A 23,571-nucleotide genomic window follows, 5' to 3' on the forward strand; every position below is an offset into this window, starting at 1 on the left:
TTTCGATCTTCCTCCCTTTATCTCTCATCCGATACCACAACTGTGATGTGGCTCGTTCTCTTCAGAATCTGTGCTGCGTTGCCCTTAGCTCTCGGCATGAAGCGCTTCATCACAACGCCGCAGTCTGCGTAGCAGCTCTTGATGTAGAGCTTGCTCTCATCGAGCTGATTGTTATGCACTGCATTAGCTGCAGCACTCTTCACGACCTTCTCCACAGCTCTTGCTGCTTCGTTCGGTGTGAACTTCAGGATTGCCAGAGCTTCTTCAACGCTCTTGCCTCTGACATTGTCCAGTACCAGGCGTGCCTTGCGCGGAGTGACACGAACGGTTTTTGCGGTTGCTTTTACATCCATGCTGTTTCTCCTCCTTACGCCTTCTTGTCAGCTGCAGCAGCGACAGATGCAGCTGCAGCACCAGCACCGCCAGTGCTTACCTTGCCATCGCCGTGTCCGCCGAACTTGCGGGTTGCAGCGAATTCGCCGAGCTTGTGGCCGACCATATCTTCTGTGACATAGACCGGAACGAATTCCTTGCCGTTGTATACCGCGAAGGTATGCTCAACGAAACTCGGGTAAATGACTGAACGGCGGGACCATGTCTTGATGACTTCTTTTTTATTTGCTGCGTTCAGTGCATCAACCTTTTTCAGAAGGTAGGCATCACAGAACGGGCCTTTTTTAATGCTTCTTGACATCTCTTCTCTTCTCCTTTCAGTTATTTACCATTGCGTCTGGTCATGATCAGCGCATTGGAAGCGAGCTTATGCTTGCGGGTCTTGACACCCATAGCCTTCTTTCCCCAAGGGGTCATCGGGCTCTTGCGGCCGATCGGGCACTTGCCTTCGCCGCCGCCGTGCGGGTGATCAACCGGGTTCATCGCAGAACCGCGGACCGTAGGACGGATGCCCATCCATCTGGAGCGGCCTGCCTTGCCGAGGTTGACAAGAGAATAATCTTCGTTGCCGACGATGCCGACCGTAGCACGGCACTGGGAACGGACCTTGCGGATTTCACCGGAGCTCAGGCGGAGCGTTGCATACGGGCCGTCAAAGCCGAGGATCTGTGCGGAGCATCCGGCAGCACGTGCCATCTGTCCGCCCTTGCCCGGAACCAGTTCAACGCAGTGAACAAAGGTACCTTCAGGCATGTTTCTCAGTTCCATGGCATTGCCGACCTTGATATCTGCTGCTTCGCCGGAGACAACCTTGGAACCGACTGTGAGCTGCTGAGGAGCGATGATGTAGCGCTTCTCACCATCTTTGTAATTGATCAGAGCAATGTTGGCATTGCGGTTCGGATCGTATTCGATTGCAGCAACCGTTCCTTCGACATTGTCCTTATTTCTCTTGAAGTCGATGATTCTGTACTTCTGCTTGACGCCTCCACCCTGATGACGAGTTGTGATGCGGCCGGTGTTTCCGCGTCCGCCCTTGCTCTTCTTCGGAGCCAGCAGGCTCTTTTCAGGAGTGGTCTTGGTAATGTTAGCCCGGGAGAGGCTGCTCATGTTGCGGCGGCCGTTGCTCGTAGGCTTATACTTGATGATTGCCATTTTCCTTTATTTTTCCTTTCGCAGATTTTCCGGAGATAGCGATGTTCCTCCGATAGTTTGAGAACGATTACTTGTTCTCGTCATTGAACAGGCTGATGTCCTGCCCTTCCGGCAGTTTCACGATTGCCTTGCGGACTGCATTCGTCTTGCCGACGTAGCGTCCCATCCGCTTGGTCTTCGGGCGGACATTCACGATGTTCACCTTGACCGGCGTGATGTTGTAGATTTCCTTGACTGCCATTGCAACCTGCGTCTTGTTAGCGCCTTTTGCAACTTCGAATGTAATCTTATTGTCCTGATCGTTGAGCTTCATGGACTTCTCAGTAACGATCGGACGGATAATCACGTCACGTGCGTTCATTATGCCAGTACCTCCCCAGCTGTTTCTGCAGCCTTCTCGGTGAAGACAATCTTGTCCGCATTAACGATGTCATAGACATTGAGATCGCTGACCGAAATCACGAGCGCATTCGGAATGTTGCGGAAGCTCATGAATGCATTGTCGTAATCCTCAGAAGCGTCGGCGACCAGCAGCGTCTTGCGGTCGAAGCCGAAGGCACCGAGCAGTGCGACTGCCTTCTTTGTCTTGATTTCATCAAAGCTCAGATTCTCAACCACCGTGAGGCTGCTCTCCTTGACCTTCTCACTCAGAGCAGACTTCAGAGCCAGACGGCGAACCTTGCGGTTCAGCTTGATGCTGTAAGTTCTCGGATGAGGTCCAAAGGCGATTGCGCCGTGTCTCCACTGCGTAGCTCTTGTGGAACCCTGACGAGCACGGCCGGTTCCCTTCTGACGGAACGGCTTCTTGCCGCTTCCGGAAACGAAGTGTCTGGTCTTGGTGGAATGCGTTCCCTGTCTCAGGCCCGCCTGATAAGCGAGGACTGAGTCATAGATTGCCTGCTGATTCGGCTCGATTCCGAATACGGCGTCGGACAGCTCCATCGACTTCACGACTTTAGCTTCCTGATTGTAAACATCAATCTTGGACATTAGTTAACCTCTACTTTCCCTTGCGGGCTTCGCTTGCAGCCTTCTTCTTGGCAGCTTCAATAGCTTCCTTCTCTGCTGCTTCCTTAGCGAGCTCCTCGTTGATTGCTTCAGAGACCTTGTTCAGCTCATCCTGGACAGAGCCGCCCTTGTAGCTGATGAGTTCTTCGGTGCTGACCTTCTTGACAGGCTTGACTGTCGTGCGGATCTCAACCAGTCCCTTGCGCGGTCCTGGAACGTTGCCCTTGACGAGGATGTATCCCTCTTCTGCATCAACCTTGACAACCGTCAGATTCTGATTGGTTGTGGTGTAGCCGCCTTCGTGGCCAGGCATCGGAGCGTTCTTGTTGACGACACCGTTGTTACGGCCGTTGGTAGCCAGGGAACCGACATGACGATGATGTCCGGATCCATGTGACTTCGGTCCGATCGTTCCGTTGTTGCGGACGATGACACCGTTGAATCCCTTGCCCTTGGAGGTGCCGGTGATATCGACAACATCGCCTGCAGCGAAGATGTCTGCCTTTACCTCTGCACCAAGCTCGAGATCGCCGAGCTCTGTTTCGTCAAACTCACGGATGAACTTCTTCGGAGCGGTGTTAGCCTTCTTTGCATGGCCGATCGCTGCCTTGGTAGCTCTCTGTTCCTTGACGTCTTCGTAGCCGAGCTGGATTGCTTCGTAGCCGTCCGTCTCCTTCGTCTTCTTCTGAAGAACGACATTCGGCTTCACTTCGATGACAGTGACCGGAATCAGCGCACCGTCAATGGTGAATACCTGAGTCATCCCCAGTTTTCTTCCTAAGATACCCTTCATTCTTTAATTGCCGGTCCTTTCTTTTTAAAGCTTGATTTCAATGTCGACTCCGCTCGGAAGATCCAGTCTGCTCAGCGCATCAATGGTTTCAGCGCTCGGGCCGATGATCTCGATGAGTCTCTTATGCGTGCGAAGCTCGAACTGCTCACGGGAGTCCTTGTACTTGTGTACTGCTCTCAGAACCGTTACCACTTCTCTGTCAGTCGGCAGCGGGACAGGTCCAGTGATCTTCTTCGCGCCGTGGCTGTTCGCTGTTTCCACAATCTTCTTTGCGGCAGCGTCCAGACTTCTGTTCTCGTAAGCCTTCAAGCGAATTCTTACAGAATTTTTTGCCATGAAATTTTCCTCCTTTATTTCACTCTGTCTCACGACAGATCGCTCGATGTGAGTTCCCCGGTTATCACGGTAGAGTGACAACGTCTCTCAGCGTGCCGGCAATCTCCCATGTCTACGCGAGTGCCTTCCTATAGTAGCATCCGAAAAAGGCCATTGCAAGCATATTTTTCAATATTTTCGTTGGTTCTGAGGCAGGTCGGAAACCGGCCTGTTTTTCATGAAAGATGCTTTCAAATTCTCTCTGATGATTTAAATTTTCATGAATTTCCGGCTATTTGAGAATGGCTCAGGGATATGTAAGCGTTTACTTCTTGCTGCGTAAGGTGCGGAAGCTTCAGAAACGGTATCATATTGTTCATAAGTAAGGATTCTCCATGAGCGATATCAGTCTTGGAACCATGATCGGCATTCCTGCCATTCTTCTTTATTTTGCGGCACCATTTCTGAACAATGAAATGATGGCACTGATTTTCCGGATCCTGAGTGAAGGATTCTGTGCCATGGTGTTTCTTTCTTACGGCTATCTGGCGTGAGTCTCCTATTATGGATTTCTTTTGCTTTCCGTGCTGTTTGAAAAGAAGATCGAGCAGAATCATACGTTCTCGCTCCTCTTCGGCATTCTTGCGGCAGCCATCACGATTGCAGTGAACAACAGCGGAGTTATGGGCATCGTGCTCGGCCTGTCGCTGATCCTCGTATTTCTTCATGTCGATGAAGAGAAGATGCTGATGACCTCCAGCTATCTGGAAGTGCTGACTGCACTGATTCTGGCCTGGTACTGCATAGATGCCAAAATCACGGTCATGACGGTGTTTGCTGTGATTCTGCTGATCTTTGCGATCGTCGGCATGATTTCTTCCATCACCCTTTCCCGGAAAGGCGGCATGGCGGCGGTCCGGGCAGAGCAGGCAAAGCTGGCGGCAGAAGCTGCGAAGAAGACAAAGAAAAAGAAGAAGCACTGAACTTCTTCTCATTCATTTCGAAACTGAATCCGCAGATGCGGATTTTCTTCTGCGCTTTTTCCTAATACCATCAGTACCTTATAGGCATAGGGATTCTGGCAGATTGCGTGCACTGCGGCAGGAGTCAGGACAATTGCTGTATCATCTTCCAGTTCCGAGAGAGAATCTCTCAGCGCATCGAGATTCGTGATTCTCTGATCCGGAAAGAAGGTCTGAGTCATGTATTCAGACATGCTCGTCTTATCTCGGATCTTTTCCGGATCCAGTTCAATCATCCGCTTCATTCGTCATCTCCATATACCAGCTCAAACGAATCATAGTGATCCTGGGTGTAATAAATATTCAGATCTCCGGAAGAATAGATCAACCGTTAAGAACCGCCGCTGTCTGCACCGATCGTATTCAGATCGCATTCATAGTAGGTTCTTCCGGAAACTTCCGGGAGCTGTTCTTCGTAATTTCCGAACACGTCTCCGCCGATGCACCTGCCGGGGACGACTTTCCAGAGCGGGCCGCCTTCCCAGCCATAGCTGCGTGCTTCTTTCTTGGTCATGTAGTTATCCGGAAGATGGTCATAGGTGATCAGATATTCTGTCACGCATGCCTGATCATCGCAGGTCGTATCCTCTGGAAGGACTGATGCAGAAGAAGATGGAACAGCTGCGGGAACTGATGCGGAAGCAGTACTGCACAAAGATCCGGATGGTGCACATGCATACAGGAAACACGCCAGCAGGCATGCGAAGAAGCGTTTCATTTCAGAAAGATCTTCCTCAGGTCATTGAAGTCATGAGCCTGCAGAACGTTCCACATCGTGACGACGCGGTGTTCATTGTTATACCACACCGGCAGCATCCCGGCTTTATAAGCACCAAGGATATCTGTATCGAAGGTATCTCCCACAAAAGCTATTTCCTCATTAGGAAGATGCAGTTCATGGGCTGCTTCGTCATAGATGGATCTTTCCGGCTTATCAGCTCCGAAGTCATGCGAGATCAGGATAACCTCGAAATACTTCCGAAGATCCAGCACATCGATCTTGCGGCTCTGCAGGCGGCCGTCACCATTGGAGACAATACCGAGTCTGTATTTCTGCAGCAGTTCCTGCAGAACAGGTTCTGCATCGGGCAGCAGTTCCTGGTAGTTGTGGAAGTTCTCATACCAGCGCGGGATCCAGCTTTCCACGTCCAGATCCGGTGCCCATTTCTCTTTGATCTTATTGAATACGTGGCGTTTGTTGATCGTGCCATATTCATCCCAGAGCATGCATCGCTGGACTCTTGCCTCGAAGTCGATGGAATTGACATCCATGTCCGGAAAGATTTCATGGAGACACCAGCGGTACATGTAGTATGCAGATTCCAGCCGGTTGGAAAGGGTGCAGTCAAAATCAAACAGAATTCCTCTGATCATGTTCAATACTCCTGAATGATGTCATTGTAGCATAAGCATGAATCAATGAGGTCTTAACACGCAAGATCGAAACGTAAGCAGAAAATGCACGAAAAGCCTTTATTCATCATATTTTCGGAAACATATTATCCGGATAACTGTCAAACAGAGAACAAAAAAAGACTACCAGCAGATGATGCCGATAGTCTTGATTCAGTCTGTTAAGAGTGATTACTTAACGATTTCGGTGATGGAACCGGAACCGACAGTACGTCCGCCTTCACGGATGGAGAACTTTGTTCCGACTTCCATAGCGATCGGAGCCAGCAGCTTGACATCCATGACGACGTTGTCGCCCGGCATGCAGAGCTCAGTTCCTTCCGGCAGAGTGATGACGCCAGTGACGTCAGTTGTACGGAAGTAGAACTGCGGACGATAGTTGGAGACGAACGGAGTATGACGGCCGCCTTCTTCCTTGGTCAGAACATAAACCTGAGCCTTGAACTCCTGGTGCGGAGTAACGGAACCCGGCTTGCAGAGAACCTGTCCACGCTCGACTTCATCACGGTTGATACCACGGAGCAGAGCACCGATGTTATCACCAGCCTGAGCATAGTCGAGAGTCTTGCGGAACATTTCAATTCCGGTGACGACAGTCTTCTTGGTCGGCTTGATACCAACGATTTCAACTTCATCGTTCATGTTCAGCTTACCACGCTCAACACGTCCGGTAGCGACAGTTCCACGGCCGGTGATGGTGAAGACATCTTCGATTGCCATCAGGAACGGCTTGTCGAACTCATGAACCGGAGCCGGGATCCAGCTGTCAACTGCATCAAGCAGTTCCTTGATTGCCGGTTCCCACTTCGGGTCGCCTTCGAGAGCCTTGAGAGCGGAACCGCGGATTACCGGGGTATTCTCGCCATCGAAGCCATATTCGGTGAGCAGGTCACGGACTTCCATCTCAACGAGATCGATCAGTTCCGGATCGTCAACCATATCGCACTTGTTCAGGAATACTACCATCTTCGGAACACCGACCTGACGGGAGAGCAGGATGTGCTCACGAGTCTGAGGCATCGGTCCATCGGTAGCAGCGACAACAAGGATAGCACCATCCATCTGCGCAGCGCCGGTGATCATGTTCTTGACATAGTCAGCGTGCCCTGGGCAGTCAACGTGTGCATAGTGGCGCTTCAGCGTCTGATACTCAACGTGAGCGGTGTTGATCGTGATACCACGAGCCTTCTCTTCCGGTGCACCATCGATCTGGTCATAAGCTTCGTAAGTAGCCTTGCCAGCTTCCGGATGCGTGGAAAGATACTTGGTGATTGCTGCTGTTAATGTAGTTTTGCCATGATCGACGTGACCGATCGTGCCGATATTTACATGTTCCAGCGTACGGTCGAAATGCTGCTTTGCCATAGTGTAATTTTCCTCCAGTTTTTTAGATTTAGACCGCTATCATTTTATGATAAACAGCCTTGGTTTTCAATGCTTACTTTGATTCGGTAGAACGCGATTCAATGATGGTCTTGGCGATGCTCTTCGGTACTTCTTCGTAATGATCCATATGCATCATGTAGACGCCGCGGCCCTGAGTGAAGGAACGCAGGTCAGTGATGTAGCCGAACATTTCTGCCAGCGGAACGAATGCCTTGACCTTGATGGCGTTGCCGGTTTCTTCCTGTTCACGGATCTGGCCGCGGCGCTTGGTGATGTCGCCCATGACCGCACCGAGGTATTCGGACGGAGCCGTGATATCGACTGCCATGATCGGCTCGAGGATCGTTGGATCGCAATGCTTTGCAGCTTCCTTCAGAGCGAGGGATGCAGCGATCTTATAAGCCTGTTCGGAAGAGTCAACTTCGTGATAGCTTCCATCGAAGAGCTGTGCCTTGATGTCAACAACCGGATAGCCTGCGACAAGACCGTTGTTCAGCGCGTCTTCAAGACCCTGCTGGGTAGGCTTGATGAATTCCTTCGGAACGGAGCCGCCGACTGTCACATCCTCAAACTCGAAGCCTTTTCCCGGATTCGGGATGAAACGGATCCATACGTCACCATACTGACCATGACCGCCGGACTGACGGATGAAGCGGCCTTCGACTTCTGCCTGCTTCTTAATGGTCTCACGGTAAGCAACCTGCGGAGCACCTGCGGTTGCCTCAACCTTGAACTCACGCTTCATACGGTCGAGGATGATATCGAGCTGAAGTTCGCCGACACCAGCGATGATCGTCTGGCCGGTTTCTTCATCAGTGTAGGTCTTGAAGGTCGGATCTTCTTCTGCAAGCTTCTGCAGTGCGGAGTCCATCTTCTGTGCGTCTGCCTTGGTCTTAGGTTCGACGGACATCTGGATGACCGGATCCGGGAAGACCATGGATTCCAGAACGATCGGTGCATTCTCATCGCAGAGCGTATCACCGGTTGTGGTGTACTTCAGACCGACCGCACCGGCAATGTCGCCCGTGTAGACATCTGTGATATCTGCCCGGTGATTTGCATGCATGCGGACCAGACGGCCGAAGCGCTCTTTCTTGTTCTTCGTGGAGTTGAGAACATAGGAGCCTGCAGCTGCGTGACCGGAATAGACACGGAAGTAAGTCAGACGGCCGACGAACGGATCGGCAGCGATCTTGAATGCCAGGGAAGAGAACGGCTGATCATCACGCGGATGACGTGCTTCTTCCTTGCCATCTTCCGTATGTCCCATGATGGACGGAACATCGGTCGGAGCCGGCAGGTAGTCAACGACTGCATCGAGCAGCAGCTGAACGCCCTTGTTCTTGTATGCGGAACCGCAGAGAACCGGGAAGAATTCAGAAGTCAGGACACCCTTGCGGATTGCCCGCTTCACTTCTTCGATGGTAGGCTCTTCGCCTTCGAGGACCTTCATCATGACATCATCGTCATAATCTGCGATTGCTTCGAGCATCGCCTGATGCATTTCCTTTGCCTTATCGAGGAATTCCGGCTGGATTTCCTCGGTATGGATATCCGTTCCGAGATCATTCTCGTACATTTCCTGCTTCATAGTGACGAGATCGATAATGCCGCGGAAGGAAGCTTCACTGCCTACCGGCATCTGAATTGCAGCGGCTTTCGCACCAAGACGGTTGCCGATGGATGCGACGGACATATCGAAGTCAGCGCCTGTAGCGTCCATCTTGTTGGAGAAGACGATACGCGGAACCTTGTATTCTGTTGCCTGTCTCCAGACGGTTTCCGTCTGCGGCTCAACTCCGGCTTTGGAGTCCAGGACGGTGACAGCACCATCCAGTACGCGGAGGGAACGTTCTACTTCAGCAGTGAAGTCGACATGCCCTGGGGTATCGATGATATTGATCTGGCAATCTCTCCAGTGGCAGGTGGTAGCAGCGGAAGTGATGGTAATACCACGTTCCTGCTCCTGAGCCATCCAGTCCATCTGGGAAGCGCCGTCGTGTGTCTCACCGATCTTGTGAATTTTTCCTGTGTAATACAGAATACGCTCAGTCGTTGTGGTCTTGCCTGCATCGATGTGAGCCATGATTCCGATGTTGCGGATTTTTTCAATCGGGAACTCTCTCGGCATAAATCATTCCTTTCCTTATTGGTTCTGTCCAGATTACCAGCGATAGTGAGCGAATGCTTTGTTCGCTTCTGCCATCTTGTGGGTATCTTCCTTCTTCTTCACGGAAGCACCGGTTCCGTTTGCAGCATCCATGATCTCTGCTGCCAGACGTTCTTCCATGGTCGGCTCATGACGGAGTCTTGCATAGTTGACGATCCAGCGCAGACCCAGCGTGAGCTTGCGCTCTGCAGATACTTCTACCGGGACCTGGTAGTTGGCACCGCCGACCCGGCGGACCTTGAGTTCAAGCATCGGCATGACGTTGCCGAGTGCCTTTTCGAATACTTCCATCGGATTCTGCTTGGTCTTCTCTTCAATGATGTTGAATGCATTGTAGAGAATGTTCTGAGCAGTTCCGCGCTTGCCGTCGATCATGATCTTGTTGATCAGTTTTGTGACGAGCTTGGAGTTATAGATCGGATCCGGAAGTACATCACGCTTTGCTACATAACCTTTTCTTGGCATCTTCTTTTCTCCTCTCTATTACTTGGAAGCCTTCGGCTTCTTAGCTCCATACAGGGAACGGCCCTGGTTGCGTCCGTCAACGCCTGCGCAGTCGAGCGTACCTCTGATGATGTGGTAACGAACACCCGGGAGGTCCTTGACACGGCCGCCACGGATCATAACGACAGAGTGTTCCTGGAGGTTATGTCCGACACCCGGAATGTAAGCAGTGACTTCCATGCCGTTGGAAAGACGGACACGGGCATATTTACGAAGTGCAGAGTTCGGCTTCTTCGGTGTCATGGTGCCGACACGAGTGCAGACTCCTCTCTTCTGCGGGCTGTTCAGTTTGGTCGGGGCACTCTGCAGAGAGTTAAATCCTCTGTTCAATGCCGGTGATTTTGACTTGTAGACTTTATCGGTACGTCCCTTGCGTACCAGCTGGTTAATTGTAGGCATTCCCTACTCCTTTCCTCATATGCACACGTCTCCGTGTGTTTCCTATCTCAGCCTTAATTTAGGCTTTGCGCATGGCAAAGCCTTTTTTCCGCTAAGCACGAAGATCATATATCAATCTGATCAGGCATGTCAATCATTTTTCTGCAAAATCCACGGGTCCGAGTGGTTCTTAATGAATTCCTGTACGGCTCTGCGGTTTGGAATGCCGGTTCTGCCGCCTGGCTTGAGGCTTTTGAGGGCTGCGGCTGCTTCGGCGAAGGCAATGCAGTCTTCCAGGGGCTGATGTTCCAGATACGCCGCCAGAAATGCTCCGTGAAAGACATCTCCGCAGCCGGTGGTATCAGCTGCCTGTACCTGAAATGCAGGAAAGTGAACCACCCTTCCGTCCATGACTGCATAGCAGCCATCTGCACCATGGGTCGTGATCACGACCTTGCAATGCCGGGCATAGAACAAGAGTGCTTCTTCCATGGACAAGCCGGTGGTCATCATCGGATATCTGGCATTCATGATCAGGACATCAGCCATGCAGGCAAGCCGGATGTCTTTCTGATGGTCTTCCTGCATATGGCATCCATCCAGAGAAATCAGCACGCCTGCTTCCTGGGCAATCTTGGCAGCGGCGAAGGCATTGTCATAGCGGGTGCCATCCAGATGGATCGCATCGGAGGTACAGATCATGTTCCGGCAGGTTTCATTCCAGTCAATCGACGGCAGGGTATTGTTCTGCACGAATTTCGTGCGGCTGCCATCCGGACTGACCATGATCTCAGAGTGAGGACTGGTTCCTTCATAGATCTGCAGGCAGGAAGTATCGACGCCTTCCTGTTCCAGACCCCGACGGATTTCTGCTCCGGCTTCATCGGTGCCGATGGCGGCGATCATGGCCGCTTTCTGGCCGAGACGTCTGGCCGTGACGATGGCAGTTGCGGCTGCTCCGCCCCCTTGCGTGATGGTGGAAAGAATATGGGTGCTGCCGTCTTCCTTCGGCCAGGCTTCCAGCTGATGGATGCGGTCAAGGCAGGCAGAACCAATGCCGGTGATCTTCATAGATGAATGAAGGGAACCTTGCGGTTCCCTGTCTCCTTTAGTTTGCTCTGTAAGTGCACCAGCTGCCGTTATCGGCAATGTACTGGTTCTCACCGATCTGGTACCAGGTATAGGTGCCGTCATTGCTGGTGCTCAGGACATCATAGGATTTGCCGCTCTCAGCAGTTCCCACTTTTTCTCCTGCAGTGCTTGCAGAAGAGCGGATGTTAAGGCCGCTCACATTGACCGTGACGGTGCCGACCACGCTGCTGGTGCTGGTTTCCGCACTTGCAGTAGGTTCAGCAGATGCCGAAGCTGAAGGTTCCGGCGTAGCCGTCGGGGCTGCAGTCGGGGTCGGAGTTGCGGTGGCTGCCGGAGTAGCAGCAGTCGTTTCTGCGGATGGCAGGAACGGCAGTTTTCCGAACGTGCTGTTATAAATGCCCGGAGCAATGAAATATGTGCCAAGACCAAGCGCAATGACTGCCAGGATGACAATCAGCGCAATCAGGACGCCGCCCGGAATGCCTCCGGACTCTCCGCTTTCATCCTCTTCTTCATCGTCCTCGTCATCTTCTTCATAAGTGGATTTCAGCGTGCGGGGCTTCTTCACTTCGGCAGGCTTGCGGCGCGGGGCTTCTTCTTTCTCGTCTTCTCCATCCTCCTCCTCATCATCGTCGTCTTCATCTTCTTCCATGAAGAGGGATTTCAGAGAATGCTTCTTCCTCGGTTCTTCTTCCTGTTTCTTCGGACGGCGGCGGGGAACGGTATCTTCCTCTTCTTCATCATCCTCTTCCGTTTCCTGATTCAGAGGCTGAACCGGAGTACTTCTCTGCATTGCTGCACTTTCGGCAGGTTCCTGTTTCTTCGCTGCCGGAGCATCGGAGAACAGGCTGTAGAGATCAGACGCATCAATTTCCTTGCGGAATTCCGGGTCGCCAGCTGAAGGCTGCACGCCAGTTTCTTCAGAATTGAAATGGGGCATCTCATAGTTTTCCGGAGCAGATGGCTTGGAGGGCGCGTTATCTGCTTCCTTCACGGCATTGGCGATCGGGTTCAGCAGATGGTTGACAGATTCCTTGCGGACATAGCCATCCAGCCAGGACTCGAAGTCTTTCGGGTTCTGGAGCGTATTGAAATGAGTGAAGGCATTGGCAAATGCCTGGGTCTCAACAGGTTTATAATCTGCTTCATTTCCGATATAGGATCTGATGGTCTGCTTCACGCTGGGATGATAGAGTTTCACCAAGGCAGCAATTGCCTTTTCGTCACCCTGCTTTGCCCGCATGACCAGGTTCAACGTTGACTGTTCCATGAGGTTCCTTTCACATAAAAATCACAGGATTATTCTACAACGGGAAGAGAATGTTTGCATTACCGACCGGATGTTCAGCCGTGGTGCTTCTTCTCTTCTTCGTTGTTTCTTGCCAGCAGATCATGGAGCCTCTGCTTGAATACGGTCGTGCTGTTGTAGCCTTCATCCTTGAGGATGAAGTTGGATACTGCCGATTCCACCATTGCCCGCATGGAGCGGCCCGGAGATACCGGCAGAGACATGGCAGGAATACTGACGTCCATGATTCTGGTCATGTGGGTCTGTTCATCGCCGATGCGGACATATTCCTCGCTGGAATCAAATTTGACCAGGTTGATGACCAGATCGATGGCACTGCGTTCATTGAGGCTGTTGACGCCGAACATGCGTTCTACATCAATGATGCCGATACCGCGGATTTCCAGCATGCCCTGAAGCAGTTCCGGAGCGTGTCCGAAGAGCTTGTTATGAATCTTCTGCACGTCGACGCGGTCATCTGCGACCAGCATATTTCCATCCCGGATCAGCTCCAGGGCGGTTTCTGATTTGCCCATCCCGCTTTCTCCGGTGATGAGAACCCCCTTCCCATGCACGATGAGAAGATCTCCGGAAATCGTCGCTTCCGGGGCAAGCTGCTCGTCGAGGTAGGTGATCAGATCAACCATCATCTGCGAAGTTGCCTGCGAGGTGCGGAAGATCGGGAAATTGCGGGAATTCGCCACTTCCCCTAATACCGGCGGAAGCGGATTGTTCCGGGTGATGACGATCATCGGGGTCAGCGCATCGGTGATGTTCTGATATCTTGCCCGCTGATCTTCTTCGCTGAGATGCTCGATATATTCAATTTCCTTATTGCCGATGATGACAACCCGGCGCGGCTCGGTCGGCTGAAAGTAGCCGGAAAGCTCAAAGCCCGGGCGGTTGACGTCCGGAACGACAACCCAGCGGTTCAGGGAATCCTGATTTCCGGTGAGCTGTTCCAGCTGAAAGAAATTCACGATATCCTGAATCATTACCTTCTTAGGGTACTGCGGCTGATCCTGATCTGTCATAAAATGAGTTCTCCTGAAACGAATTATATCACGCGCCGGTCTCCGGGTGAGATGCCTCCTGTGCCTTTGTCCATTCCAGGGCTTTCTTCAGATACTGGCCAGTCCAGGATTCTTTGCATTGGGCGACCTGTTCCGGGGTTCCCTGAGTAACGATGGTACCGCCCTGATCGCCGCCCTCCGGACCGAGATCGATGATCCAGTCCGCACACTTGATGACATCGAGGTTATGCTCGATGACAATGACGGTGTTGCCCGTATCCACAATGCGTTCAAGCACGGAAATCAGACGCTTGACGTCATCGGTATGAAGACCGGTGGTCGGTTCATCGAGAATATAGACGGTCTTGCCGGTCGGCTTCTTCTGCAGTTCAGAAGCGAGCTTGACGCGCTGTGCTTCGCCGCCGGACAGGGTGGTGGAAGACTGGCCGAGCTTGAGATAGCCCAGGCCGACATCGCAGAGTGTCTGCAGCTTGCTGCGGATCTTCGGATGGTTGGCAAACAGAACGAGTGCTTCTTCTACGGTCATATCGAGCACGTCGGAGATGTTCTTTCCTTTAAAGGTGCACTGCAGGGTTTCTTCGTTGTACCGCCTGCCATGACATACTTCGCACGGGACATAGACATCCGGCATGAAGTTCATTGAGATGACTTTGACGCCATCGCCCTGGCAGGCTTCGCAGCGGCCGCCTTTGACATTGAAGGAGAAGCGGCCTTTGTCATAGCCGCGCAGCTTGGCTTCCGGAGTCTGGGCAAAGACATCGCGGATATCATCAAAGACGCCGGTATAGGTTGCCGGATTGGAGCGAGGCGTTCTGCCGATCGGGTTCTGGTCGATCTGCACGAGCTTGTCAATATTGGAGAGACCTCTGATCCTGTCGTATTTTCCCGGACGGATTTTAGAATAACCGAGGTTCTGCTGGACGGCTTTCATGAAGACTTCATTGACCAGCGTTGATTTCCCGGAGCCGGAAACACCGGTAACCAGGACAAGCTTGCCGAGCGGGAACTTCACGTTGATATGTTTCAGGTTGTGTTCGGCAGCGCCGTCGATCTCGACAAACTTGCCATTGCCCTTGCGCCGTTCCTTCGGAACATCGATGCGTTTCTTTCCGGAGAGGTACTGTCCGGTGATGGACTGCTCGCAGTTCAGAATGTCCTGGGGCGTGCCATTGAACATGACATTGCCGCCATGGATGCCTGCACCTGGGCCGATGTCCACGATCCAGTCTGAACTCATCATCGTCTCTTCATCATGCTCGACAACGATCAGAGAATTGCCGAGGTCTCGCATGTTCTTGAGGGTGCGGATCAGCTTGGCATTGTCTCTCTGATGAAGGCCGATGGAGGGTTCATCCAGCACGTAGAGGACTCCGCTCAGGCGGGAGCCGATCTGGGTAGCCAGACGGATGCGCTGAGCTTCGCCGCCGGACAGCGTTCCGGCCAGACGATCCAGAGTCAGATATTCAAGGCCGACATCCTTGAGGAACTGCAGACGGCTTCTGATTTCCTTGAGGACCATCTCAGCAATCTTCTTCTGCGTCTCGCCAAGTTCGAGATGATCGATCCAGTCGAGGGCGCCGACGACAGACATGGCGGTGAAGTCCATGATGTTCTTTCCGCCGATCTCAACCGAGAGGGCCTGTTCATTCAGGCGTCTGCCGCCGCACTTCGGGCAGGGGCTTTCCACCATGAAGGAGTGATACCAGTCTTTGGACATAGAGCTGGTCGTCTCGGCATAGCGGCGCTCGATCATGTTCTTGACGCCTTCGATGTAGTCATTCCGGGAATACTTATTTCCGCCGGAGCTGACGATGGTATAGGAAATCGGACGATCGCTTCCGTACAGGATGATGTCCATCTGCTTCTTCGTGAGCTTGCTCAGTGGTTTGTTCAGATCAATCTTATATGCCTTGCACAGGGTTGCGAATGTCTGCCATTCGATGTTTTCCGTATCGACGATGTTCTTGTAATAGCGGATGCCGCCTTCCCGGATCGACTTGGAAGGATCCGGAATCAGGAGATTCACATCAACTTCTTCGGTGATGCCGAGGCCATGGCACTGGTCGCAGGCCCCGAGCGGCGCATTGAATGAGAACAGACGCGGTTCCAGCTTCGGAACGGAGAAGCCGCAGATCTTGCATGCATAGTTCTCGGAGAAGAGATTCTCTTTGTCATCGGCAAGCACGACGGCCATGCCATCAGCAAGCTTCACGGCAGTTTCCAGAGAATCGCTCAGACGGCTTCTGGATTCTGCTTTCAGGATGATGCGGTCGATGACGACATCGATATTGTGGCGCTTGTTCTTTTCCAGTTCGATGTCATCTTCAAGCAGCTTCACTTCGCCATCCACCCGGATGCGGATATAGCCTTCTTTCTGCAGGCGGGCAAAGGTATCCTTGAAGGTTCCTTTCTTGTTGCGGATGATCGGAGACATGACGGTGAGCTTCGTTCCTTCCGGGTATTCAAAGAGCTGATTGACCATTTCCTGAACGGTCTGGCCGGTGATCGGAATATGATGCGTCGGGCAGTACGGCACGCCGCAGCGCGCATACAGAAGACGCAGATAGTCATAGATTTCCGTGACGGTTCCGACGGTGGATCGAGGGTTGTTTGAGGTCGTCTTCTGGTCGATGGAAATGGCCGGAGAAAGACCTTCAATCAGTTCGACATCCGGTTTGTCCACGCCTCCGAGAAACTGTCTTGCATAAGCAGAAAGAGACTCGACATAGCGGCGCTGTCCTTCTGCATAGATCGTATCAAAGGCAAGACTTGTCTTGCCGCTGCCGGAAAGTCCGGTCATGACTACCAGCTTGTTGCGCGGAATATCGAGACTGATATTCTTCAGATTGTTCTCGCGGGCTCCGCGGATGATGATTTTATCCTGTTCCATCTGATGCCTCCCATCAGTATCTGATTGATTATAATGACACATTCCATAAAAATCCTGCATGACGCATGCAGGATCTGATTATTCTTTCTTTTTCGCTTCTGATGCCAGATCTTCAAGCATCATCCAGGCTTCTCTTGGCGATAGGTCGTCCGGATTCACGTCTCTGAGTTTCTTCAGGATGTCTTCAGCGGTCGGATCTTCTTTCTTCATTTCCACGAGCTGATAGCTCTGCTGCACGACGCGCTTCTTGGATTCGAGTTCTTTCTGCAGCCCGCGGGCACGTTCCAGGACGGCATCCGGAAGACCGGCGAGTCTTGCAACGTTGATGCCGTAGGAACGATCTGCTGCCCCATCGCGGATCTTATAGAGGAACGTGACTTTGTCGTTTTCCTCTTTGACGACGACGTGCACGTTGCGCACGCAGCCGATGGAGTCAGTCAGCGTCGTGAGCTCATGGTAGTGGGTGGAGAATAAGGTCTTGGCATGGATGCATGCCGCAATGTATTCGATCATTGCCTGGGCCAGGGCCATGCCGTCATAAGTGGAAGTTCCGCGCCCGATCTCATCGAAGAGAATCAGGGAATGCGAGGTCGCTTCCTGAAGGGCGCGGTTGGCTTCCGTCATCTCCACCATAAAGGTAGACTGACCGGAGAGAATATCATCGCTGGCGCCGATCCGGGTGAAGATGCGGTCGAATACCGGCATCCGGCAGGACTTTGCCGGAACATAGCAGCCCATCTGCGCCATGATGATGATCAGTGCGGTCTGACGCATGTAGGTGGATTTACCGCCCATGTTCGGTCCGGTAATCAGCAGGATGGATTCATCCTTGTTCATCTCCACGCTGTTGGCGACGTATTTGGGATCTTTCATCATCTCGTCGAGAATCGGATGTCTGCCGCTTTCGATCTTCAGTTCGTCATCGGTGAATTCCGGTCTGACATAGCCATAGCGGGAAGAGATCTCTGCCAGTGCTGCATAGCAGTCGATTTCCGCAAGGACGATGGAGAGCTTCTGCAGCTTGGCAAGCGACTTGCGGATTTCTGCGGTCAGTTCGGCAAACAGCTGTTTCTCGATGCGGATGGCATTTTCTTCGGCATGCAGAATCATGTCTTCTTTTTCCTTGAGCTGCGGGGAGATGAAGCGTTCATTGCCGACCAGCGTCTGCTTGCGGACATAGCCCCATTCTTCCTTGACCTGGGCTGCGGCTGCCTTGGAGATCTCGATATAGTAGCCGAATACTTTGTTGTATCCGATCTTCAGGGTCTTGATGCCAGTGCGTTCCCGTTCTTCCGCTTCCATGCGGCTGATGAATTCGCGGCCGTTTCGCTGAATGGTTCTGGCTTCATCAAGCTCCTTGCTGTAGCCGTCCCGGAACATGCCGCCTTCGCTGGTCAGCACCGGCGGGTTTTCAACAAAGGCCCCGTCCAGTTTCTTTGCCAGATCGCTCAGCGGATCGACGGAACGGCAGAAGTCGAACTCCGTGGAATCTGCTGCCGCAAGAATCTCCGGCACCTGATTCAGCGTCTTGCTGAGGCGCACGCAGTCGATGGCATTGGCGCTGTTCATCGCAATTCTCGTGATGAGACGCTGCAGGTCATAGATCTGACCGAGATGATCGCGGAGGTTCTGACGGTTCATGAAGTGCTTCTTCAGGTATTCCAGACGGTCATAGCGCTTTTCAATCTCAGCCTGATTGACTAATGGCTTCTCAATCCACTTCTTCAATAGACGGGAACCCATGGAAGAACGGCATACATCCAGAAAGGTCCAGAGTGTCTGGCCCTTGCTCTGACGATGCAGGGATTCGATCAGCTCCAGGTTCTGCTGGGTGCTGAAGTCCATATAAAGGATGCTGTTCTCATCTTCAATGGATACGGTCTGCAGATGAGCCAGCATGTGTTTCTGGGTCGCTTCAAGATAATTCAGCATCCGGCCGTAAGCGAGCCGGTCCGGGTCACGGGACAGGTTCTCGCACAGCGGGAGATATTCGTCCCTGATCTCCGTTTCATCACAATAGGAAATCACGATCTGCATTTCCCTCAGCATCCGGATTACCCGATTATCAAAGTCTTTTCTGACAACAATTTCCCGGGCATTATTTTTCAGGAGGTTCTGAGCAAGGGCAGAAGAAGTATGAGCGACATTCTCGACGAAGTTCTCGCCGGTGCTGACTTCGGCCATGACGACGGAATAGCCGTAGCCATAGTCTTCTACAGATGCCAGATAGACAGACTCCTTCTCATCGCCGATCTCATCGATGACAGTTCCCGGCGTGATGACGCGGATGACATCGCGTTCCACGAGTCCGACCGCTTCTTTCGGGTCCTGCATCTGCTCGACGATCGCGATCTTGTATCCGCGCTGCACGAGTCTCTGGATATAGGATCCGACCGCATGATGCGGAACTCCGCACATCGGAACCCGGTCTTTCACGCCGGCATTCTTGCCCGTCAGGACCAGGTCCAGTTCTCTGCTTGCAGTCTTCGCATCATCGAAGAACATCTCATAGAAGTCGCCGATCCGGTAGAATACCAGAGCATCCGGGTAATTCTCCTTCACTTTGAGATACTGCTGCATCATCGGGGTATAAGTTTCTGTCTTTTCTGCCATGTTGTCTTTTCCAGCTTTTTGCGTGTTTCATTATATCAGAGCAATGAGAGAAGAAAAAAAGATCCGTGCGCGCGCACAGATCTATGGATTTCATGATTAGGTTCAGTCGCTGTATCCGCCCTGAACAACCTGAATGTGATCGCTGTCTTCGTCGCTCTTGACGCTGGCTGTCTGACTTGTCTCATAGACGACGGAGCCATCATCTGCCTTCTCATCCGAGACAAGCTCGATGCCGACGATATTGCCCTTCAGGTATTCATAGTTATTGAAGTTGCCGCTCGATGCAAGTCCGTTCGTGCCGCCGAAGTAGCTCGTTGCGATATCGGAGTCGATGACGAATTCCAGCACGCTGCCATTGGAATTGGCTGTCCATCCGTCGCTGGCATCGACCGCTGCTTTCGCATCAACCTTCACGACCGGAATCGTGATGCCAGTATCGAGTTCAAAGTAATAACGCGTACCGATATCCCCGAAGTTGTATCCGAGGGCGACCCCGATGAAGCCGTCTTCATCATACAGGAGGCCTGTCGTCTGATCGACGGTCATATGGTTGTGAATATACTGATACTGTGCACTGCCGACGGCCGTGATGCCGCGGTAGTCCTCATAGGTCTTGATGGAGCTGCTGCTGGCGACTTCAATCGGTGTAGATTTGAATTCTTTATAATAGTTCTGCAATTTTGTCAGGCTGAAGGAGCTGCTGGTAAAGCCGGCGGAACTGATATAAATAAGTGCACTTCCAAGCACTCCTGCAATCTGTTTCATCATCTTCATAATCAGTGTTCACGGTTTATTTTACCATCCGGAAAAGGTCTGTCAATGAACCGGGAATTAGTTGGATTTCTAACTATTTTCATTTTCTTCTATTATTTTCATTTGTTACATAGGGTATTTATAGGCATGAACCATGCATGTTTCTGCGATTTCTCCGGATTTCTGTTGACAGAAGGTTCTGCTCTAAATATATTTCTGTACTAGTACACTAATACAGTAAGTACTTGCCTGAGGAACTTGAAATGACAGATATTTCTATGAACACTGAGACAGGAAAAAAGGGACTGACCAGCTTTGATCTGAAGCTGATTGCGCTGATCCTGATGACCCTGGATCATATTGGATATTACTGGGGCTATGTGCTTCCGGTTCCGGAATGGTTCCGGATGGCGGGCAGACTGTCTGCGCCGATCTTTCTGTTTGTGCATGGCTGCGGCATGCATTATACCCATAACCGGAAGAAGATGATGCTGAGGCTGTATGTGCTCGGAGCCGGCATGGAGGTCGTTAACGGGCTGATATCAGATCATTTTGCGGCGAATACCAGCATTCCGTTTCTGGACAATGGCATCTTCCAGACCTTCTTTCTGATCACCTGGGAAGTATCCTGGGCAGAGCGCTTCGTCTCGGAAAAGAAGCAGAGAGATGCTCACCGGGGAATCAGTCTTCTGATGACCCTTCTGCCATGGCTTCTCGGAGCAGGGATTCTTCTTCTGCTTGGAAATCCGGCCATCTATGATACCGGGTGGTTCACCCCTGCTCTGAGACTGGTGCTGACGTTTCTCCCGACGCCGTTTCTGACCGAGGGAGGCGTGATGTGGATTCTGCTCGGCATCGGGTTCTACCTCACCTTCGGAAGCCGTAAAAAGACCGCATGGTTCTACGTGATCTTCTGCGGTCTCTATATCGCCTATCTGATTGTGTCCGGGACATTCCAGACGAACAATCAGTGGATGATGATCTTTGCGCTGATCCCGATTCTGCTTTACAGCGGAAAGAAAGGCAGAGGAATGAAGTACTTCTTCTATCTCTATTATCCCCTTCATGTGTATGCGATCTATCTGATCGGGGTTCTGTTCCTTTCCTGAAGAAAGTACGGGTGTGCAGGTGGGTGATGATCTTCCGGTTGCGGTATACTGTCTGCAGAAAGGAACTTCATCATGCTTGATCTCTGTCTGCTGGGATGCGGGGGCACAAAGCCGCTTCCCGGAAGGTGGCTTACTTCTTTATATATCCGATACAATGGGCACGGCATTCTGATTGACTGCGGGGAAGGGACCCAGATTGCGATGGCTTCTGCCGGCATCAGTCCGCATGATATCGATCTGATCCTGATCACGCATTACCATGGCGATCATATTCTCGGACTCCCGGGACTGCTGATGTCGATGGGCATGTCCGGGCGGACTGCTCCGGTTACCATTGCCGGGCCGAAGCGGCTCACGGAAGTCGTGAACAGCTTATGCATTGTCGCTGGTTTCCCGTTTGATCTGAGCGGCATTGAGCTTTCCGGCAATTCTGCTTCGTTTGATTTTGAGAAAGATTCCCCGCTTCATATTCATGCGTTTGCGGTTCATCACAGCGTTCCCTGCTACGGGTATTCCCTGGCTCTGGATCGGGCTGGAAAATTCGATGCAGCAAAGGCTGCTGCCCTGCAGATTCCGCTGAAGTTCTGGAATATCCTGCAGAAAGGAACTTCTGTTACCGAAGATGGGAAGACATTTACCCCGGATCAGGTGATGGGCAGTGCAAGAAGAGGACTGAAAGTAACTTACTGCACGGATACGACCGTATGTGATTCGATCGTTCCGGCTGCGAAGGGTTCTGACCTCTTCATCTGCGAAGGCATGTATGCCGATGCAGAGAGAGCGGAGGCTGCGGAGATCAAGAAGCATATGGTATTCACACAGGCTGCCCAGCTGGCGAAAGAGGCAGGAGTGAAGAAGCTCTGGCTGACGCACTTCAGTCCGGCGGAGTCACATCCGGAGGAAGGCCTGGAAGCAGCGAGAGCAATCTTCCCGGAAACGGAGCTTGGCGAGAATGGAAAGAAGATCACGCTGAACTTCAGGGATGAAACAGAATAAGGATGGCACATCACCATCCTCGTCATCTTATGCATGCATGAAAAAAACAGAGTCAGGTTTAAGCCCGGCTCTGTTTTTCTGTCTTCAGATCAATTACTTGACGTTAGCGAAGTACTTGATGGTACGAACCATCTGAGAAGTGTAGGAGTTCTCATTGTCATACCAGGAGACGACCTGTACTTCATAGGTGTTGTCGTCGATCTTCAGAACCATGGTCTGAGTAGCATCGAAGATGGAACCATGGGTCTCATCGATGATATCGGAAGAAACGATATCCTCTTCGTTGTAAGCGAAGGAGTCAGAAGCAGCAGCCTTCATAGCAGCGTTGATCTTATCTGCAGTGACATCCTGTCCCTTGACAACTGCGAACAGCAGAGTGGTGGATCCTGTAGGGGTCGGTACACGCTGAGCAGCGCCGATCAGCTTGCCATCGAGCTCCGGAAGAACCAGACCAATTGCCTTAGCTGCACCGGAGGAAGCCGGAACGATGTTGCATGCTGCAGCACGGGAACGACGGAGGTTGCCCTTTCTCTGCGGTCCATCAAGAACCATCTGATCGCCGGTGTAAGCGTGAACGGTGCACATAATGCCGGACTGAATCGGATATGTGTCGTTGAGAGTCTTAGCCATCGGAGCCAGGCAGTTCGTGGTGCAGGAAGCTGCGGAGATGATCTTGTCCTCAGCAGTCAGTGTCTTTTCGTTGACGCTGTAAACGATGGTCTTCAGATCCTTTCCTGCAGGAGCGGAAATGACAACCTTCTTAGCACCAGCATTGATGTGAGCCATGGACTTCTCCTTGGAGGTATAGAAGCCAGTGCACTCCAGAACTACATCGATGTCCAGCTTGCCCCAAGGCAGGTTAGCAGCATCCTTTTCCTTGTAGATGGTGATTTCCTTGCCGTCTACTGTAATTGTACCCTTCTCATCGTCAGCGGAAATCTCATGGTCCCACTTGCCGTGAGTTGTGTCATGCTTCAGCAGATAAGCCAGCATGGAAGGTGTGGTCAGATCGTTGATTGCAACAACCTCATAACCTTCGGAGACAAACATCTGTCTGAAAGCAAGACGACCGATACGTCCAAAACCGTTAATCGCAACTCTTACATCTGTCATGTCAGTATTTATGACCTCCTCTATGTTGCAAAGAAATTATAAGGTTAAGGCATGGGATAGTCAATTGTGAAAACCTGCATAATCAATGGACATTTCCGGGTTTTCAAGTACTTTCGGAAAGGAAAAGCCCGGTCTGCTGCGGATCG

At 51.9% G+C, this 23,571-nt stretch carries 25 protein-coding genes; 4 read left to right on the forward strand and 21 right to left on the reverse strand.

What is annotated here, in order from left to right; genetic code table 11:
* Window positions 1-17 precede the first annotated feature (17 nt).
* From rplV to rpsJ, 7 genes are all read right to left on the reverse strand, one after another.
* Window positions 18-353, reverse strand: coding sequence for a 50S ribosomal protein L22 (gene rplV / locus FYJ51_RS06245; RefSeq protein WP_105302346.1), 336 nt, complete (start codon window positions 351-353; stop codon window positions 18-20).
* A gap of 14 nt (window positions 354-367) precedes the next feature.
* Entirely contained in the window at window positions 368-694 is a 327-nt protein-coding gene (gene rpsS, locus FYJ51_RS06250; RefSeq protein WP_154504287.1) for a 30S ribosomal protein S19, read from the reverse strand.
* A gap of 20 nt (window positions 695-714) precedes the next feature.
* Window positions 715-1,548, reverse strand: coding sequence for a 50S ribosomal protein L2 (rplB, locus tag FYJ51_RS06255; protein ID WP_105302348.1), 834 nt, complete (start codon window positions 1,546-1,548; stop codon window positions 715-717).
* A gap of 67 nt (window positions 1,549-1,615) precedes the next feature.
* Window positions 1,616-1,909: a 50S ribosomal protein L23 gene (gene rplW / locus FYJ51_RS06260; protein ID WP_154504289.1), complete on the reverse strand. Its 294-nt coding sequence runs from the start codon at window positions 1,907-1,909 to the stop codon at window positions 1,616-1,618.
* Complete coding sequence (rplD, locus tag FYJ51_RS06265) at window positions 1,909-2,538, reverse strand: 50S ribosomal protein L4 (RefSeq protein ID WP_105302350.1); 630 nt, start codon at window positions 2,536-2,538, stop codon at window positions 1,909-1,911. Before rplD ends, rplW begins: the two co-directional genes overlap by 1 nt.
* A 10-nt stretch (window positions 2,539-2,548) precedes the next feature.
* The gene (gene rplC, locus FYJ51_RS06270; protein ID WP_105302351.1) at window positions 2,549-3,349 is read right to left on the reverse strand and encodes a 50S ribosomal protein L3; all 801 of its coding nucleotides are present in this window, start codon (window positions 3,347-3,349) and stop codon (window positions 2,549-2,551) included.
* Between the two features lie 24 nt (window positions 3,350-3,373).
* Window positions 3,374-3,685 (reverse strand): 30S ribosomal protein S10, encoded by a 312-nt coding sequence (rpsJ, locus tag FYJ51_RS06275; protein ID WP_105302352.1) that lies wholly within the window; start codon window positions 3,683-3,685, stop codon window positions 3,374-3,376.
* Between the two features lie 374 nt (window positions 3,686-4,059).
* On the opposite strand from rpsJ, the gene FYJ51_RS06280 reads away from it, so the two are divergent.
* Together FYJ51_RS06280 and FYJ51_RS06285 are read left to right on the forward strand one after the other, a co-directional pair.
* Entirely contained in the window at window positions 4,060-4,218 is a 159-nt protein-coding gene (locus FYJ51_RS06280; protein ID WP_154504291.1) for a hypothetical protein, read from the forward strand.
* 30 nt (window positions 4,219-4,248) lie between these two features.
* Window positions 4,249-4,647, forward strand: a complete 399-nt coding sequence (locus FYJ51_RS06285) for a hypothetical protein (protein ID WP_154504293.1) — start codon at window positions 4,249-4,251, stop codon at window positions 4,645-4,647.
* Window positions 4,648-4,655: 8 nt separating this feature from the next.
* Here FYJ51_RS06285 and FYJ51_RS06290 read toward each other — a convergent pair whose 3' ends face one another.
* From FYJ51_RS06290 to FYJ51_RS06350, 13 genes are all read right to left on the reverse strand, one after another.
* A complete protein-coding gene (locus FYJ51_RS06290; protein WP_154504295.1) occupies window positions 4,656-4,931 on the reverse strand; it encodes a barstar family protein in 276 nt (91 codons plus the stop codon).
* An 86-nt stretch (window positions 4,932-5,017) separates the two neighbouring features.
* Window positions 5,018-5,404, reverse strand: a complete 387-nt coding sequence (locus FYJ51_RS06295) for a ribonuclease domain-containing protein (protein ID WP_154504297.1) — start codon at window positions 5,402-5,404, stop codon at window positions 5,018-5,020.
* Complete coding sequence (locus FYJ51_RS06300; RefSeq protein WP_105302357.1) at window positions 5,401-6,060, reverse strand: HAD family hydrolase; 660 nt, start codon at window positions 6,058-6,060, stop codon at window positions 5,401-5,403. Before FYJ51_RS06300 ends, FYJ51_RS06295 begins: the two co-directional genes overlap by 4 nt.
* Window positions 6,061-6,270: 210 nt before the next feature.
* A complete protein-coding gene (gene tuf, locus FYJ51_RS06305) occupies window positions 6,271-7,464 on the reverse strand; it encodes an elongation factor Tu (protein WP_154504299.1) in 1,194 nt (397 codons plus the stop codon).
* Window positions 7,465-7,537: 73 nt separating this feature from the next.
* Window positions 7,538-9,616: an elongation factor G gene (gene fusA / locus FYJ51_RS06310; protein WP_105302359.1), complete on the reverse strand. Its 2,079-nt coding sequence runs from the start codon at window positions 9,614-9,616 to the stop codon at window positions 7,538-7,540.
* A 33-nt stretch (window positions 9,617-9,649) separates the two neighbouring features.
* The gene (gene rpsG / locus FYJ51_RS06315; protein ID WP_105302360.1) at window positions 9,650-10,120 is read right to left on the reverse strand and encodes a 30S ribosomal protein S7; all 471 of its coding nucleotides are present in this window, start codon (window positions 10,118-10,120) and stop codon (window positions 9,650-9,652) included.
* 18 nt (window positions 10,121-10,138) lie between these two features.
* The gene (gene rpsL / locus FYJ51_RS06320; protein WP_105302361.1) at window positions 10,139-10,558 is read right to left on the reverse strand and encodes a 30S ribosomal protein S12; all 420 of its coding nucleotides are present in this window, start codon (window positions 10,556-10,558) and stop codon (window positions 10,139-10,141) included.
* A 129-nt stretch (window positions 10,559-10,687) separates the two neighbouring features.
* Window positions 10,688-11,608: a carbohydrate kinase family protein gene (locus FYJ51_RS06325; RefSeq protein ID WP_205946219.1), complete on the reverse strand. Its 921-nt coding sequence runs from the start codon at window positions 11,606-11,608 to the stop codon at window positions 10,688-10,690.
* 37 nt (window positions 11,609-11,645) lie between these two features.
* Complete coding sequence (locus FYJ51_RS06330) at window positions 11,646-12,899, reverse strand: SH3 domain-containing protein (RefSeq protein ID WP_154504303.1); 1,254 nt, start codon at window positions 12,897-12,899, stop codon at window positions 11,646-11,648.
* Window positions 12,900-12,973: 74 nt separating this feature from the next.
* Entirely contained in the window at window positions 12,974-13,951 is a 978-nt protein-coding gene (hprK, locus tag FYJ51_RS06335) for an HPr(Ser) kinase/phosphatase (protein WP_154504305.1), read from the reverse strand.
* 28 nt (window positions 13,952-13,979) lie between these two features.
* Window positions 13,980-16,841, reverse strand: a complete 2,862-nt coding sequence (gene uvrA / locus FYJ51_RS06340) for an excinuclease ABC subunit UvrA (RefSeq protein WP_154504307.1) — start codon at window positions 16,839-16,841, stop codon at window positions 13,980-13,982.
* A gap of 78 nt (window positions 16,842-16,919) precedes the next feature.
* Window positions 16,920-19,454, reverse strand: coding sequence for a DNA mismatch repair protein MutS (gene mutS / locus FYJ51_RS06345; RefSeq protein ID WP_154504309.1), 2,535 nt, complete (start codon window positions 19,452-19,454; stop codon window positions 16,920-16,922).
* A 102-nt stretch (window positions 19,455-19,556) separates the two neighbouring features.
* Window positions 19,557-20,228 carry a hypothetical protein gene (locus tag FYJ51_RS06350; RefSeq protein ID WP_154504311.1) on the reverse strand — a complete coding sequence of 224 codons (672 nt, stop codon included), beginning with the start codon at window positions 20,226-20,228 and terminating at the stop codon, window positions 19,557-19,559.
* A 242-nt stretch (window positions 20,229-20,470) separates the two neighbouring features.
* Here FYJ51_RS06350 and FYJ51_RS06355 point away from each other — a divergent pair, with 242 nt between their 5' ends.
* Entirely contained in the window at window positions 20,471-21,316 is an 846-nt protein-coding gene (locus tag FYJ51_RS06355; protein WP_154504313.1) for a TraX family protein, read from the forward strand.
* A 72-nt stretch (window positions 21,317-21,388) separates the two neighbouring features.
* Window positions 21,389-22,312: a ribonuclease Z gene (locus tag FYJ51_RS06360; RefSeq protein WP_154504315.1), complete on the forward strand. Its 924-nt coding sequence runs from the start codon at window positions 21,389-21,391 to the stop codon at window positions 22,310-22,312.
* Window positions 22,313-22,405: 93 nt separating this feature from the next.
* Here FYJ51_RS06360 and gap read toward each other — a convergent pair whose 3' ends face one another.
* Window positions 22,406-23,425: a type I glyceraldehyde-3-phosphate dehydrogenase gene (gene gap / locus FYJ51_RS06365; RefSeq protein ID WP_105302370.1), complete on the reverse strand. Its 1,020-nt coding sequence runs from the start codon at window positions 23,423-23,425 to the stop codon at window positions 22,406-22,408.
* Between the last annotated feature and the right edge of the window lie 146 nt (window positions 23,426-23,571).

The sequence above is a fragment of the Stecheria intestinalis genome (assembly GCF_009696165.1).
Lineage (GTDB): Bacteria > Bacillota_I > Bacilli_A > Erysipelotrichales > Erysipelotrichaceae > Bulleidia > Bulleidia intestinalis.